The organism is Paraburkholderia sp. BCC1876 (assembly GCF_902833695.1).
In the GTDB taxonomy this organism is placed as follows: domain Bacteria; phylum Pseudomonadota; class Gammaproteobacteria; order Burkholderiales; family Burkholderiaceae; genus Paraburkholderia.
In genome coordinates this window covers 497,058-510,664 of sequence record NZ_CADFGI010000002.1, presented here as the reverse complement: position 1 = coordinate 510,664, position 13,607 = coordinate 497,058, and the positions used below count along the sequence as shown (strand labels likewise).

At 63.1% G+C, this 13,607-nt stretch carries 20 protein-coding genes and 1 tRNA gene; 8 read left to right on the top strand and 13 right to left on the bottom strand.

Going from position 1 to position 13,607, the window contains the following annotated elements; all coding sequences use genetic code 11:
* The first annotated feature begins 80 nt into the window (after positions 1 to 80).
* Positions 81 to 1,031, top strand: a complete 951-nt coding sequence (dusA, locus tag HWY05_RS08715) for a tRNA dihydrouridine(20/20a) synthase DusA (protein ID WP_231585114.1) — start codon at positions 81 to 83, stop codon at positions 1,029 to 1,031.
* An 89-nt stretch (positions 1,032 to 1,120) separates the two neighbouring features.
* Positions 1,121 to 1,196: transfer RNA gene (locus HWY05_RS08710), tRNA-His, on the top strand.
* A 183-nt stretch (positions 1,197 to 1,379) separates the two neighbouring features.
* Here the strand turns inward: HWY05_RS08710 and HWY05_RS08705 are convergent.
* Positions 1,380 to 1,799, bottom strand: a complete 420-nt coding sequence (locus HWY05_RS08705) for a type II toxin-antitoxin system HicB family antitoxin (protein WP_035550630.1) — start codon at positions 1,797 to 1,799, stop codon at positions 1,380 to 1,382.
* A gap of 22 nt (positions 1,800 to 1,821) precedes the next feature.
* Positions 1,822 to 2,058, bottom strand: coding sequence for a type II toxin-antitoxin system HicA family toxin (locus HWY05_RS08700; protein ID WP_081935862.1), 237 nt, complete (start codon positions 2,056 to 2,058; stop codon positions 1,822 to 1,824).
* Between the two features lie 436 nt (positions 2,059 to 2,494).
* Here HWY05_RS08700 and HWY05_RS08695 point away from each other — a divergent pair, with 436 nt between their 5' ends.
* The gene (locus tag HWY05_RS08695; protein ID WP_035550634.1) at positions 2,495 to 2,761 is read left to right on the top strand and encodes a hypothetical protein; all 267 of its coding nucleotides are present in this window, start codon (positions 2,495 to 2,497) and stop codon (positions 2,759 to 2,761) included.
* Between the two features lie 174 nt (positions 2,762 to 2,935).
* On the opposite strand, the gene HWY05_RS08690 is transcribed toward HWY05_RS08695, so the two are convergent.
* Positions 2,936 to 3,178 (bottom strand): hypothetical protein, encoded by a 243-nt coding sequence (locus HWY05_RS08690; protein ID WP_035550636.1) that lies wholly within the window; start codon positions 3,176 to 3,178, stop codon positions 2,936 to 2,938.
* A 116-nt stretch (positions 3,179 to 3,294) separates the two neighbouring features.
* Positions 3,295 to 3,492, bottom strand: a complete 198-nt coding sequence (locus HWY05_RS08685) for a hypothetical protein (protein ID WP_105508460.1) — start codon at positions 3,490 to 3,492, stop codon at positions 3,295 to 3,297.
* 162 nt (positions 3,493 to 3,654) lie between these two features.
* Here HWY05_RS08685 and HWY05_RS08680 point away from each other — a divergent pair, with 162 nt between their 5' ends.
* Entirely contained in the window at positions 3,655 to 4,005 is a 351-nt protein-coding gene (locus HWY05_RS08680; RefSeq protein ID WP_244146558.1) for a hypothetical protein, read from the top strand.
* A gap of 17 nt (positions 4,006 to 4,022) precedes the next feature.
* Here HWY05_RS08680 and HWY05_RS08675 read toward each other — a convergent pair whose 3' ends face one another.
* The 4 genes from HWY05_RS08675 to ssuD form a co-directional block, all read right to left on the bottom strand.
* Positions 4,023 to 4,238 carry a molybdopterin-binding protein gene (locus HWY05_RS08675; protein ID WP_011488137.1) on the bottom strand — a complete coding sequence of 72 codons (216 nt, stop codon included), beginning with the start codon at positions 4,236 to 4,238 and terminating at the stop codon, positions 4,023 to 4,025.
* Positions 4,239 to 4,295: 57 nt separating this feature from the next.
* Positions 4,296 to 5,384 (bottom strand): ATP-binding cassette domain-containing protein, encoded by a 1,089-nt coding sequence (locus HWY05_RS08670; protein WP_176058436.1) that lies wholly within the window; start codon positions 5,382 to 5,384, stop codon positions 4,296 to 4,298.
* Positions 5,384 to 6,217 carry an aliphatic sulfonate ABC transporter permease SsuC gene (ssuC, locus tag HWY05_RS08665; RefSeq protein ID WP_176058060.1) on the bottom strand — a complete coding sequence of 278 codons (834 nt, stop codon included), beginning with the start codon at positions 6,215 to 6,217 and terminating at the stop codon, positions 5,384 to 5,386. The genes HWY05_RS08670 and ssuC overlap by 1 nt, the downstream gene beginning before the upstream one ends.
* Positions 6,218 to 6,287: 70 nt before the next feature.
* Positions 6,288 to 7,448: an FMNH2-dependent alkanesulfonate monooxygenase gene (gene ssuD / locus HWY05_RS08660; protein ID WP_176058059.1), complete on the bottom strand. Its 1,161-nt coding sequence runs from the start codon at positions 7,446 to 7,448 to the stop codon at positions 6,288 to 6,290.
* A 513-nt stretch (positions 7,449 to 7,961) separates the two neighbouring features.
* On the opposite strand from ssuD, the gene HWY05_RS08655 reads away from it, so the two are divergent.
* A complete protein-coding gene (locus tag HWY05_RS08655) occupies positions 7,962 to 8,387 on the top strand; it encodes a hypothetical protein (RefSeq protein WP_105508464.1) in 426 nt (141 codons plus the stop codon).
* A 52-nt stretch (positions 8,388 to 8,439) separates the two neighbouring features.
* Here HWY05_RS08655 and HWY05_RS08650 read toward each other — a convergent pair whose 3' ends face one another.
* Positions 8,440 to 9,570, bottom strand: coding sequence for an enoyl-CoA hydratase/isomerase family protein (locus HWY05_RS08650; protein ID WP_176058058.1), 1,131 nt, complete (start codon positions 9,568 to 9,570; stop codon positions 8,440 to 8,442).
* Between the two features lie 46 nt (positions 9,571 to 9,616).
* On the bottom strand, positions 9,617 to 10,429 hold the full coding sequence (locus HWY05_RS08645) for a TetR/AcrR family transcriptional regulator (RefSeq protein ID WP_176058057.1): 813 nt from the start codon (positions 10,427 to 10,429) through the stop codon (positions 9,617 to 9,619).
* A gap of 135 nt (positions 10,430 to 10,564) precedes the next feature.
* On the opposite strand from HWY05_RS08645, the gene HWY05_RS08640 reads away from it, so the two are divergent.
* Positions 10,565 to 11,566 carry an NAD-dependent epimerase/dehydratase family protein gene (locus HWY05_RS08640; protein ID WP_176058056.1) on the top strand — a complete coding sequence of 334 codons (1,002 nt, stop codon included), beginning with the start codon at positions 10,565 to 10,567 and terminating at the stop codon, positions 11,564 to 11,566.
* A 44-nt stretch (positions 11,567 to 11,610) separates the two neighbouring features.
* Here HWY05_RS08640 and HWY05_RS08635 read toward each other — a convergent pair whose 3' ends face one another.
* Together HWY05_RS08635 and HWY05_RS08630 are read right to left on the bottom strand one after the other, a co-directional pair.
* Positions 11,611 to 12,036 (bottom strand): DUF1488 family protein, encoded by a 426-nt coding sequence (locus HWY05_RS08635; protein ID WP_244146557.1) that lies wholly within the window; start codon positions 12,034 to 12,036, stop codon positions 11,611 to 11,613.
* A complete protein-coding gene (locus HWY05_RS08630) occupies positions 12,036 to 12,305 on the bottom strand; it encodes a hypothetical protein (protein WP_035550656.1) in 270 nt (89 codons plus the stop codon). The genes HWY05_RS08635 and HWY05_RS08630 overlap by 1 nt, the downstream gene beginning before the upstream one ends.
* 264 nt (positions 12,306 to 12,569) lie before the next feature.
* On the opposite strand from HWY05_RS08630, the gene HWY05_RS08625 reads away from it, so the two are divergent.
* Complete coding sequence (locus HWY05_RS08625; RefSeq protein ID WP_035550659.1) at positions 12,570 to 12,761, top strand: hypothetical protein; 192 nt, start codon at positions 12,570 to 12,572, stop codon at positions 12,759 to 12,761.
* Positions 12,762 to 12,842: 81 nt separating this feature from the next.
* On the top strand, positions 12,843 to 13,223 hold the full coding sequence (locus tag HWY05_RS08620) for a hypothetical protein (protein WP_035550662.1): 381 nt from the start codon (positions 12,843 to 12,845) through the stop codon (positions 13,221 to 13,223).
* Between the two features lie 43 nt (positions 13,224 to 13,266).
* Here the strand turns inward: HWY05_RS08620 and HWY05_RS08615 are convergent, their stop codons facing one another.
* A complete protein-coding gene (locus tag HWY05_RS08615) occupies positions 13,267 to 13,605 on the bottom strand; it encodes a multidrug efflux SMR transporter (RefSeq protein ID WP_035550665.1) in 339 nt (112 codons plus the stop codon).
* Positions 13,606 to 13,607: the final 2 nt, after the last annotated feature.

Below are 13,607 nucleotides of genomic sequence, written 5' to 3'. Positions count from 1 at the left end.
GCGTTTTGAATCAAGCCGTTGGCCGCCTCATGTCTTCACCTCAAACTCCCAGTCCCCGCCGCGTATCCGTCGCCCCGATGATGGACTGGACTGATCGTCACTGTCGGTCGCTGCATCGCGTGATCTCGCGCCATACCTGGCTTTACACCGAAATGGTCACGACCGGCGCGCTCCTGCACGGCGACGTGCCGCGCCATCTCGCGTTTACGCCGGAAGAAGCGCCGGTCGCGCTGCAACTCGGCGGCAGCGAGCCGGCCGACCTGGCGCGCTCGGCCAAACTGGGCGAGCAATGGGGTTATGACGAGATCAATCTGAACTGCGGCTGCCCGTCCGAGCGCGTACAACGCGGTGCATTCGGTGCGTGCCTGATGAACGAGCCGCAGCTCGTTGCCGACTGCGTGAAGGCCATGCGTGACGCCGTCTCGGTGCCGGTGACGGTCAAGCATCGGATCGGCGTGGACGCCGTGGAGGAATACAGTTTCGTGCGCGACTTCGTCGGCACGATCGCCGAGGCGGGCTGCCATGTTTTCGTCGTGCACGCGCGCAACGCGATTCTGAAGGGCTTGAGTCCGAAGGAAAACCGCGAGATTCCGCCGCTCAAATACGACTACGCTTATCAGTTGAAACGTGATTTCCCGCATCTGGAGATCATCATTAACGGCGGCATCAAAACGCTCGATGAAGTGGAAACGCATCTTCAGCACGTCGACGGTGTGATGCTCGGGCGCGAGGCTTATCACAACCCGTATCTGCTGGCCGACGTCGACGCACGCTTCTACGGCTCGACGCAAACGCCGCTAACGCGCGAGCAGGTCGAAGCGAAACTGATCGAGTATTGCGCGGCTGAAATGGCGCGCGGCACGTACCTCGGCGCGATCACGCGCCATGCGCTCGGTCTGTATCGCGGCGAAGCCGGTGCGCGTGGATGGCGCCGCGTGTTGTCGGATAGCAAGCGTCTCGCCGCGCGCGATCTGAGCATCTTCGACGAGGCAAGACAGCATCTGCGTGAGCCAGTCGAAATTTTTGAATAAAGGACTAGGCAAACGCCAATCTTGTTCGTATAATCTCGTTTCTTCATCGACGAGCCAGAGTTTTTAGGCAAGTCAAGCAGATGTCAGTGGTGGCTGTAGCTCAGTTGGTAGAGTCCAGGATTGTGATTCCTGTTGTCGTGGGTTCGAGCCCCATCAGCCACCCCAAAGAATTCAAGCAGTAAATAGTTTGACGAACGGCGTTGTGAGAAATCACAACGCCGTTTTTGTTTTGGGTCTCTGAGTCGAAGCCCGCTCTTTATCGGGTGATGACCGCAGTCCCTCCGCTCTTCGCGAGAACAATAAAAAAACCCGCCGAAGCGGGTTTCATTGATGATGCGGCAAGCCGGCTCAGACGAGCCTCACTTCGAGGCGCCTGCCAAGCACGGCGAACGCGGATTCGACCATCTCGATCTTCGACGAATGCCTGAAATTGAGCAGGCGATCGACCTGCACCTGATTCACTTTCAGCCGGCGCGCCAACTCCGCCTTGCGCACGTTCTGCTGCAGCATTTCATTTGCCAGCAGAACTTTTGATGTGACCAGCGCCGGCAGGGTCACGACGTGCTGGCCGCGCTTCGCCCTGGACGGCAACGGAATGGGCCGCTTTTCCGAAACGTAGATCTCAAGTGCCGCTTCCAGCGCGTCGAGAGCCTGCACGATTACATCATCTTCGTTCTCTCCAACGCTGAGCGCTTCAGGCACGTCCGCAAACGTGACGAGAAGCGTGCCATTTGAATCCGGCGTCAGCTCGATGGGATACGACAACATACGATTCTCCAGTGGTACCGCTTCAAGAAAACACAAAGGCCGCGAACGATCGGACCGGTCTGAGCTGCCCCGGCTCATTGGATACCAACTGCTTCTTGATCGCTTCGACAAGGAAGGTACCCATTTCCTTGGCTCCGTGATCGGGAAAAATGGTCGTCTTACCGTTCAGCGTGACCCGATAGTGACTTGAACCGCTTCTGTGCCGCTCGAAGGTCGCACCCTGTTTCCTCAGCCACTTCCTAAACTCGCTGTACTTCATGCTCCCCCTCTCGGTAAGTCAGAGAGAAATTAGTACAACAAATATGTTGTATCAAAAAACTAAAAATGCAACATTAAAGTTGCATCGGATAGATCACGGCAAACAGTTCATGCCGAGCAATGGAGATCGAGCCGAAGTCTCCGCGCAAACCGAACTTGCCACCCGCGCTTTTCGTGCACATCCGCCGATAACCCGCTCCGCGAGCGGGTCTTTCCTCCCCAAACCCGCCCGCCCATCGGGGTCGGAACGTCGCTCGCCCTTCTCCCGCCTGCCTCCGGCCGATTATTTCAATATCGAGAATAGTAATTTCAAATTATCAGCACAAATTCTCGATAGTAGGGGTATACACTGCCTTCCATCGACGTTGCAGACACACCCCACCGGCCCCTGCGACGCCATCCTGAACTGAAGTCGAAACGTTTAACGGAGTCACACCATGAACACCAAGCTTATCGCCGCTGTGCTGGTTGCTGTTTCTGCCTCGATCGCCGCTCCCGCTTTTGCTAGCGGCTACGGCCCGGCACCGTCGTATCGTCCGTCGGTTGGCGCCCCGGCTTCGCAACAAGGCCAGAACGCTCAAACCGTCGCTGCAGAACGCGTTCAATCGGAATCGAACGCTTACGGCGGCGTGAAGAGCGTGTCGTCGCAATCGGGTACGCGTGAAGCGACTTCGGGCCCGCAGTCGGTTTTCTTCGGCCACTAAGCAGTCGTTGTTGAATCTGCTGCCGCCACGGGCAGCAGATAAACAAAACTGGGCGCCGCGCATGATGTATTCATGCCGGCGCCCAGTTTGCGTTTACAGCGGTTAGTGCCGGATTGACGCGGGTTTCACCGCTGTGTCGTCGATCTCGACTCAGCGCCGCATGCGCTGCCGAGGCTAGGCGGCGATGCCCGCATCGATCGTTTCGCGCCCGGCGCGGAAAGCCGCCTCCGCCGCAGCATGTTCGGTCGGCCAGAGACTGTCGATCCGCACGAGCCGCCACTCGATCACCACGGCGCCGCCCCGCAGCACCCGGAAATGCGCTTTGACGCCGGTCAGTACCTGCTCGACCGCGACCTCGATGTCGTAGTCCTGATAGCGCTCCCGGTAATCCCCCATGTCGAGGCCTTTCGGCTCCATGGTCGCCTCCGTGGTGACTCGTGGTGTGAGCTATGGAAATCGGTCCTGGGACGGACGCACGGCCGCACCTCCCCTGCGAGCGCCAGCTCGCGCATCGCGCAACCCTACCCTGACGATCAATCGCAATCGCCCGACAGATACTGCCGGCCGTTGCAGGTGATCTCGACCTCGCCGCTGCCCGCTTCGGTAACCAGGCCGCTCGCCAGCAATTCCGCCGCGACGGCCTGCGCAAAGGCCGGCGCAGGCTGGCCGACGCCGACATCGTTCAGGCGCCGCAATGCTTCGATCGCTTCGGGACTCAATGATTTAGACATCGCCGTCTCCCGTCGGGATGATCAATTCATCCTAGCAACTTTCAGCGCGGTATGCAGCCATGCGTCGAGGCATAGGGATTGCGTGTGCAGGGTGTCGGATGCGACACGTCGGACGCGCGCGGAATCCGGCCAGACAAGGCCGGACTCGCAAAGGAGAAGGACATGAAACGAAGCAGATCAGCGGCGTTAAAAATGTTGACCGCAACGTCGAATGCAACGCTAAACGAAGCACTGACCACCGCATTGAAGGCGAGCATCGCGCTCACGCTATTCGGTTTGAGCGGCCCGCTGACGTTCGCCCAAACGCCTCGGCCCGTGCAAACCGTACAAAGCGTCCAAACCAACCCGCCCCCACACCAGGACAGCAACGCCCCAATGGCCAAACCGCCGGAGGCGGCCTCAGGCTCCGGCGGTTCGAGCAACCCGGACAACATGCCGGTCAAGCGTCCGCCCAAACCGACCAACGACCGGATGATGCGCGAGCCGCCCGCCAGCGGCGCGAACGCGAAATAGCGCGTCCAGCACCGGCCTCAAAGACGCGCGATCGACACCTCCGTCGACTTCACCAGCGCCACCACTTCCGAGCCGACCTTCAGGTCGAGTTCATCGACCGAGCGCGTGGTGATGACCGAGGTGACGATACCGAACGGCGTATCCACATCGACCTCGGATACCACCGGCCCGCGGATGATTTCCTTGACCTTGCCTTTGAACTGATTGCGTACGTTGATTGCGGAAATGCTCATATCGGGTGACTCCAGAGTCCAGAAAAGCGATTGAAAAAACAGGTCAGGCAAGCAATCTCAGACGGCCCAGCGGACCTCGGTCGGCCGCATGACACGGCCTTCGTCACGGACCGCGTAGGCGCGATACGACAGCGCGTCGTCATTCGGCGCGGTCTTCAGCACGCGTTGCAACACATGGTCTTCGAGCGCCGCGAAACCCGCCGACGCACGCGCCCGCGGACGCGCGAGCGGCACCGGTTGATCGAGCGCGATCCGCCCTTCTTCGATCAGCAGAATCCGGTCGCCGAGCGCGACGGCTTCGTGCACGTCGTGCGTGACCAGCAATGCGGTAAAACGATGCTCGCGCCACAGACGCTCGATCAGCGCGTGCATTTCGATCCGCGTCAGCGCATCCAGCGCGCCGAGCGGTTCATCGAGCAGCAGCAATTGCGGACGATGCACGAGCGCCCGCGCCAGCGCGACCCGCTGACGCTGCCCGCCGGAAAGCTGCGCGGGCCAGTCGTCGGCGCGTTCGAGCAGGCCGACTTCGGCGAGCACGGCGCGCGCATCGTCGCGCTCGCTGCGGCCGAGGCCGAGCATCACGTTCTGCAGCACGCTCTTCCAGGGCAACAGGCGCGCGTCCTGAAACATGATGCGAGTGTCGAGCGGGCCGCCGTCTTCGGCGCGTTTGTCGAGCACGCCCACGCTGGCTTTTTCGAGGCCGGCGACCAGCCGCAGCAACGTCGATTTACCGCAGCCGCTGCGGCCGACGATCGCCACGAAACTGCCGCGCTCGATCGACAGATCGAAATCGGCCAGCACCTTGCGCTCGCCGTACTGCTTGCCGACGCCGCGCAACTGCACCGAGTAATCGGCTGACCCTGCGGCGGAATCCGCGTCTGAACCGGCGCCGCCCCCCTCAACCAACCGCGCCACCGCCCCCGCAGCAAAATCACGCACTTCAGCAGCCCCACGCGCATCGCCACGCGCCGACACCTCAACAGCACGCACCGCCCCCACCTGAGCAACCTCATGCGACGCATCGTCAAACTCAAATCCCGCCGCTTCCCCAGCATCACGATCGACAACACGCGTTTGCGCCAGCTCAGCTTCGAGATCGCTACCCGCGATCCCGCCAAACGACGCCGAAAGAGTCGTCGCGTTCATCATTTCGCTCCTCGTTGATAAGCCGGATGCCAGCGCAGCGACACGCGCTCCAGGCTCTTCGCCAGCACGTCGGCGAGCTTGCCGAGTCCCGCGTACAGCAGAATGCCGACCACCACCACATCGGTTTGCAGGAACTCGCGCGCGTTCATCGTCATGTAGCCGATACCCGACTGCGCGGAAATCGTCTCGGCGACGATCAGCGTGACCCACATCAGCCCGAACGCGAAACGCACGCCGACCAGAATCGACGGCAACGCGCCCGGCAACACCACATGCCGGTACAACGCGAAACCCTTCACGCCATAACTGCGCGCCATTTCGATCAGGTTCGCGTCGACCGATCGAATACCGTGAAACGTGTTCACGTAGATCGGGAAAAACACGCCGAGCGCGACCAGAAATACCTTGGCCTCTTCCTCGATACCGAACCACAGGATCACCAGCGGAATCATCGCCAGCGCGGGGATGTTGCGGACCATCTGCACGGTCGAATCGAGCGCGATTTCGGCGGGTTTGAACAAGCCGGTCGCGAGCCCGAGCACGAGACCGATCCCGCCGCCGATCGCAAAGCCCGACACCGCCCGCCACGTGCTGACCTTGACGTCCGCCCACATTTCGCCGGACTGGATCAGCGACCACGCCGCCTTCACGACCGCGAGCGGTTCGGGCAGCACTCGCGTCGATAGCATGCCGCTGCGCGCGGCGAGTTCCCACGCCAGCAGAATCGCGAGCGGCGCGAGCCATGGCGCGACATGCGCACCGATCCGGCGCAACACGCCGGATCGCTCGCGCGCGTTTTCGTTTCGATCCGCATTCACGGTAGCTTGAGCCATGATGACTTTTCCTGATTGCCGCATCGCCGGATGCGACGGGTGCGACGGGTGCAAGAGGAGCGCGCCGCGCTCAGCTCGAACTCGCCGCCTTCGGCAAATAGTTATTGCCGACGATCTCGCCGAACGGACCCGACAGCGGTCCATTCGAGGCCTTGTTCTGCCGGTTCGGCAGCAGCGGAAACACCAGTTCCGCGAAGCGATACGATTCCTCCAGATGCGGATAGCCGGACAGAATGAAGGTATCCACGCCGAGCGCGGCGTACTCCTTCATCAGCGCCGCCACCTGCTCCGGATTGCCGACCAGCGCCGTGCCCGCGCCGCCGCGCACGAGGCCCACGCCCGCCCACAGATTCGGATAGACCTCCAGCTCCGCGCGGCTGCCGCGCTTGCCGCCGTGCAACGCAGCCATGCGGCGTTGGCCTTCGGAGTCCATCTTCGAGAACGACGCCTGGGCGCGCGCGATGGTTTCGTCGTCGAGCTTGCTGATCAGTTTGTCGGCGGCGGCCCACGCTTCTTCTTCGGTTTCGCGCACGATCACGTGCAGACGAATCCCGAACTTGATCGTGCGGCCGTGCGCCGCGGCGCGCGCGCGAATGTCCGCGATCTTCTTCGCCACGGCTTCGGGCGGCTCGCCCCACGTCAGATAAGTGTCGATATGCTCGCCCGCCATGTCGTGCGCGGCCGGCGACGAACCGCCGAACCACAGCGGCGGATGCGGGTTCTGCACCGGCGGATATAACGCTTTGCCGCCCTTCGAACTCAGATGCTTGCCGTCGAAATCGATCGCGTCGTTGGTATGCGATGCGGTGAGCAGCTTGCGCCAGATATGCAGGAATTCGTCGGTGATCTCGTAGCGGGTATCGTGATCGACGAACACGCCATCGCCTTCCAGCTCGGCCGCGTCGCCGCCGGTCACGACGTTGATCAGCAGACGTCCGTTCGACAGGCGGTCGAAGGTCGCCGCCATGCGCGCCGCCAGTCCCGGCGACGAAATGCCCGGACGGATTGCCACCAGAAACTTCAGACGTTTGGTCGCAGCGATCAGGCTCGACGCGACCACCCATGCGTCTTCGCATGAACGGCCGGTCGGCAGCAGGACGCCTTCGTAGCCGAGCGTGTCGGCAGCCACGGCGATCTGCTGGAAGTAGTCGTAATCGGCTGCGCGTGCGCCTTGGGACGTACCGAGATAGCGGCTGTCGCCGTGAGTCGGAATGAACCAGAACACATTCATGTGCTGCTCCTGCTTGTTCGAAACGGGTTTGAATGAAGACGCCGCGGAATCTGTCCGCGCACACGCCGGCCGCGCGCATCCCACGGGCAGCCGTCTGTCAGCGGCCCGGCGATGCAACGCAAAAGAGGATCAAGAAAAAGTGGCGGTAACCGCGCCGGCTAGCGACGACAGCGTCGGCGCGCGTACGCCGGGCGGCGGATGAAGATCGGCATCAGGCAGGACATCGCGACAGCTTCCCTCGACCAGACGTGCGCGTGCTGCGCTCGATTAAATGGGCGACGGTGGCAAACACCGTCTGCATGGAGAAGCAGTCTAGGGATCGGGCCGCAGCTTTTGAACGATTTTTTTTAGCTTAGGTTTTCCACTTTCGTGATTAGCCCGACGTTAAAGCATACGGCTGTTGCGCGCCGTGCACGCAGGAAAGCAAAGGTCCCTAGATATAATGGCGCACGTTTCCAATAACCCGGTGCAGGCCGCGCGAACCGCGCCGCCTGAGCTCTCGCGGTGCACTGCATGCAAAAACTCATCCTGCCGTTCGTCGCCGGTTTCCTGGCTTCCCTGTTCTTTCACGAATCGACGCTGGCGCTGTTGCACGCAGCCGGGCTAATCGACCCGACGGGTTTTTCCACCGCACCGTTTTTACCGCTCGGGCTACCGGAATTCATCGCCAATGCTATCTGGAGCGCATTCTGGGCCGTGCTGATGGCGTGGCTATTGCGCGTCGCGCCGCAACGGCGCGCGCCGTGGGTGCCGGCCTTCGTGTTCGGCGGCATTGCATTGACGGCGGCGAGCGTGTTCGTGGTCGATCCGCTGCGCGGCATCTGGCCGAGCGGCAACATGCTGCCGCGCCTCGCGGTGGGGTTCGCGGCCAATGCAATGTGGGGCTGGGGCGCGCTAGTGTTCATGCGCGCCTTCATGGCGAGTGAGGACGAGGAGTAAGCGAGCCTGGGCGAACCTAAGCGCGCCCAAGTCGAACCGAAGCGAAGCGAACCTAACCGCGCAGATCCCGCAACGGGTGTTCGCTCGCGGGCCACGGGCTTTCGAACATCTTGTCCACGTCGGCCGCGCTCACGTCTTCAATACGCGCGAAACGCCAGCGCGGCGCATTGTCCTTGTCGATGATGCGCGCGCGAATCCCTTCGACCGTATCGCCGCGCGTAAAGCACGAACGCGTCAGATCGAGGTCACAGCGCAACACGTCCGCCATCGAAGACTCGGCGCGCGTCACCACTTCCAGCGACACCGCCATCGACAACGGCGAGCGTTCGCGCAACACCGCGATCATCTGTTCGGCCCATTCGCCGCTGTCGCCGTCGCGTGCCTGTTCGAGCGACGCGAGAATCCGCGCGACGTCGGGCAGCGCGAAATGCCGGTCGATCAACTCCCGCGCATTGGCCAGCGACGAAGCCTCGGGCGACGGCACGACCTGATGCGCCAGTGCTTCGCGCTCCACGCACGCCACCACCTCCGCGCCGCGCTCGAACAGCTCGCTGCGCAAGGTGTCGACCAGCGCGGGCAACGCCGAGTCGTCGAGATAGACATCGGCGAGGCCGGCGTACAGCGCGTCCGCGGCGCCGATGGTCTCCCCGCTCACCGCCAGATAGCGGCCGATCGCGCCCGGCGTGCGGGCCAGAAACCAGCTCGCGCCGACGTCGGGAAACAGGCCGATGCGGGTTTCGGGCATCGCCATCTTCGTGGAGTTCGTGACGACGCGCAGGCCGCCGGTGCGATGCGCGCCCTGCGAAATGCCCATCCCGCCGCCCATCACGACGCCGTTCATCAGAGCGACATACGGCTTCGGGTACGTGAAGATGGCGTGATTGAGCTGATATTCCTCGATGAAGAACACGTCGCGCGCGTCATGCTCGCCGCGTTGCGCGGACTCGTACAGAAAGCGGATATCGCCGCCCGCACAGAACGCGCGCGGATGCTGGCTGCGCACCACGACCGCGATCACGTCGGGATTGTCGCGCCACTGGTCGAGCGCCGCGTGCATTGCGCGAATCATGCCGGTCGACAGCGCGTTGAGCGCCTTCGGCCGCTCCAGTTCGATGAAGCCGATGCGATTGGCTACGTAAGTCGCGACTTCGTCGCTGACGGCGGGCGAGGCGGAAATGGACATGGCGTGCTACGCGCGACGGCGCAAATTGAAATGGAACTGAACGTTATCACGCGCTCGCGGCTTTCGGTTTGGCGCGCGGCTCGGGCGTGGGTTTGACGGCGGGTTCGGGAACGGCGCTGGATGAGCCAAACCAGACGTCGAGCGTCAGGTTCAGCACCGTGTCGAGCGGCGCCGTTGGGAACACCGGGCACGTGAGGTTCAGCGCAACGATGCCATGCAAGGTCGCCCAGAAGGCCTCGGCCCATACGCCCACGTCCGCCGATGCGGATAGCCGCCCCGCGGCCTTCAGCTCTTCGAGCGCGCCGAGCATGATATGAAGCGCGGCGGCGCCGGGGTCGTCGTCCGTGTGCGCTGCCGAGTCCGACAATGCGGTGGCCGCCGTGGCGGGTTCCCTAGCCGCAGCCTGCTTCTTCGCCGACGACGTCGTTGCATCGTCAACTTCCGCGCCCGCCTCCTCGTCCGCCGACGCTTGCGCCTTGCGGGCCGCCCCACCCAACGCCGCGCCGGTGTAGCTCGGATCTTCCATGAAGATCAACCGGTAAGTCTGCGGATGCGCCACCCCGAACGCGATATAAGCGCGCCCGAGCGCCTTCAGCCGCTCAGCCGGATCGGCGATCCGCGCATGCGGCACGAACGTCTCCAGCAATTGCGCATAACCTTCCTCGCACAACGCCTGCGCGATCTCGTCGCGGCTTGCGAAGTGAAGGTAGAGCGTGGCCGGTGAATATTCGATGGCGTCGGCGATCTTGCGCATGGATAGCGCGGCGAAGCCTTCGCGCATCACGATGCGCCGCGAGGCATCGAGGATGCGTTCGCGCAGTGCCTGCTTCTGGCGGTTCTTTCGTTCAGCGATTCCCATGACTTCTATTTTCGGGTTGACAAACTGAAAAGTCAAATTAAACTGAACACTGTTCACTGAACGGTGTTCACTAAATTTTAAGTCATCAGGCAAATTCACTCGCGGCGCGATCTGGCGCCATCTCAAGGAGTCGTCATGGAAGCAAACGGGAAAGTCGGGTTGTTCGGCGCCGCGGGTGCGGCTGGTCAGATCATTGCTGCGGCGCTGAGCGCCGCAGGGCGCGATTACCGCGTGGTCGGCCGCTCGCGTCAGCCGCTCGAGGCGGCGTTTGGCCACGATCCGCACGCCGAAATCGTCACCTGGAATCCGGACGATCCCGCTTCGATCCAGGCAGCCTCCGCCGGCTTGCAAACCGTGATCTATCTGGTCGGCGTGCCCTACGACCGCTTCGCCGAGCATCCGCCGCTGATGGAACGTACGCTCGCCGGCGTGACGGCGGCGGGTGTCGAACGTTTCATTCTGATCGGCACGGTGTACCCGTACGGCCGCGCGCGCAGCAATCCGATTCGCGAAGATCATCCGCGCGAGCCGCACACGTTCAAAGGCCAGATGCGCCTCGCGCAGGAAAAGCTGGTGCTCGCGGCGCACGGCCGCAACGGTCTGTCGACGCTGGTGCTGCGCCTGCCCGATTTCTACGGCCCAGGGATCGAGCGCAGCCTGGTGAACGGCGTGTTCGAAGGCGCGGCCAGCGGCACGCGCGCACAGATGATCGGCCCCGTGGATGTGCAACACGAGTTCATCTATCTGCCGGATGCCGGACCAGTGGTCGAAAAACTCACGCGTACGCCCGAGGCGTATGGACGCTGGTGGCATCTGGCCGGCGTGGGCACGATCACGCAGCGCGAAATGGCGCGGCAAGCCTACGCGCTGGCCGGCCAGAAACCGAAGCTGATGATTGCCGGCAAGACCATGCTGCGCGTGCTCGGCCTGTTCAATCCGTTGATGCGCGAGCTGGTGGAGATGAACTACCTGATGACCGAACCGGTCGTGATGGACGACTCGGCGTTGACCGGATTGATTGGGCCGATTGCTAAAACGTCGTATGAGGAAGGCATCCGGCAGACGTTCGAAGCCGCGCGCGAGGCGGCTTCGGCAAAGGCTGCGGCAGGCGGTGGTGGAGCGGCGAAAGCGGCGTGATTCAGGACGGCGGGTTCAAGTGCGAAACCGAACCGCCGCGCGGCTCACCCCGCCATGTTGCCCGGCGGGAAGTGTCCGCTCTTTAGCAGCACGGGCGTGCCGTTACTGATCTGCAGATGCTCGCGCGCCACGGCCTCGATGCGCTCGCGGCCGGCGTCGAACGCGCGCAGCCAGCCTTCGAGGTTTTCGCTGTACGCGCCGAAGTGGTCTTCGAGCGCCTCGACCGAGATCGCGCACGGCACGGGTTCGCCATTCACCAGGGCGGGAAAAACGACGGTGAGATTGGAATCGCGGTAAGCAGGCGCGTCCGCGGGAAACCGAATTTCCATGGTCGCCTCATCAGAAGTATCCGGCGGGAGATCGGGGCCGGCGCGCATCCGCCGGTCCCGGAGAACCCCGCTATGGTACTCGCGCGGCCGGACCATGGTCCAGCCTGCGACGGCCTGCTGTTTCGCGTCGCGCGTCGTCATCAGTGACCTCCGAGCAGCCGGTCGACGTAGTCGCGCGCCGCCTGTTCGACGAAGCCGAGCGCCTCCTCCTCGCTGCCGAAACGCTGCTCGCCGCCGAGTTCCAGTAAGGTCTCGATCCGGTGCGGATCGTCCGGGCCGAGTTCCGCGAGACTCACCGAGCCGATGTAGGTCCCGCCGACGGCATGGGCCGGCGCCGCGTTGGCCGGCACGAGGCGCGCGGCGGCGCTGATGTAATAGCCGCGATAAGGTCCGCTGACCCGTTCAGCCATCTTCGTTCTCCTCGTTGCAGTTGATGTAGCGATTTGTGTCGTCCGGCGTTGGTGCGGACGCCGTGTTGAGCGCATCTAACGCATGAGTGCTCCCGGCGCCCTCTGTATCAATCGCCAACCGGCGAGTAAGTAAGGCGCTTCGCCAGCCGATAAGTTCGCCCCGGCTACACCGGATCGCACTTGTGCCGCGCCGGCCGGTCGAACAGACTCCGCGGCACGATCCGTGCTGACGGGAGACGCCTTTTCGAGTTCAGCGAGCGCAATATGGGAAAATATTTTCTGCGGAACCACGAACTGCCCGAGCCGGATGCGGCGAATCGATGGTTTGCTTACGCCGAAAGCCACGGCATCGACATTCCGAAAGCCATCAGCATCTGGGAAGACGCGGCCACCGTCAGCGGCACAGAAAGCCGCCGGCTGGTCAGCGCAGCGGGCATCACGATCGAGACGCCGTAGGGTTGGCGCCTGGGCCTCTTCCCTCTCCGCCTCACGCCGAACCGGCGAGCCCCGGACATCTATCTGAAAGGAAACCTCACGATGCAATACATGACGCAATCGCGCCGCGCCACCCACCTCTGCCTGAGCGCCACGCTCGCCATGTTGCGTAAGGTGTCCCTACCCGTCGCGCTACCCGCTGCCGTGTTGCTCGGCATGAGCCTCGCCGGCTGCGCATCGTCGAACACCACGTCGCTGATCAATCTGCCGAACGGCCAGACCGGCTTCGCGGTGAATTGCAGCGGCGCGGACGCCGCGTCGAGCTGGGCCTCGTGCTACGTGCAGGCCGGCAAGGCCTGCGGCGCGACCGGCTATGACATCGTGTCGAAAGACAACGACGAAGGCGGCGCCGCGGGCGGCAGCGTGACGAACGTCGTGTCGGCGAACGTCAAGAACCGCTCGATGATCGTGCGCTGCAAGTAAGCGCCCGGCGTGCCGCCTGTAGAAACGTCAATGCGTCAACGCGTCAATGCGCCTGCATCTTCGAAAAGATATTCAACACCGCGACGCCGGCGATGATCAGCCCTAGCCCGATGATGGCCGGCAGATCCGGCACCTGCCGGTACAGCACCAGCGCGACGAGCGTGATCAGCACGATGCCGGCGCCCGACCACACCGCGTAGACGATGCCGACCGGAATACTCTTGAGCGTCAGCGACAGGCAGTAAAACGCGATGCCGTAGCCGATCACGACAACCGTCGACGGCACGGGCCGCGAGAAACCTTCCGAGGCCCGCATCGCCGACGTCGCAATCACTTCGGCGACGATCGCGATGCCGAGCAGTGCATAAGGAGGCATCCGCATCG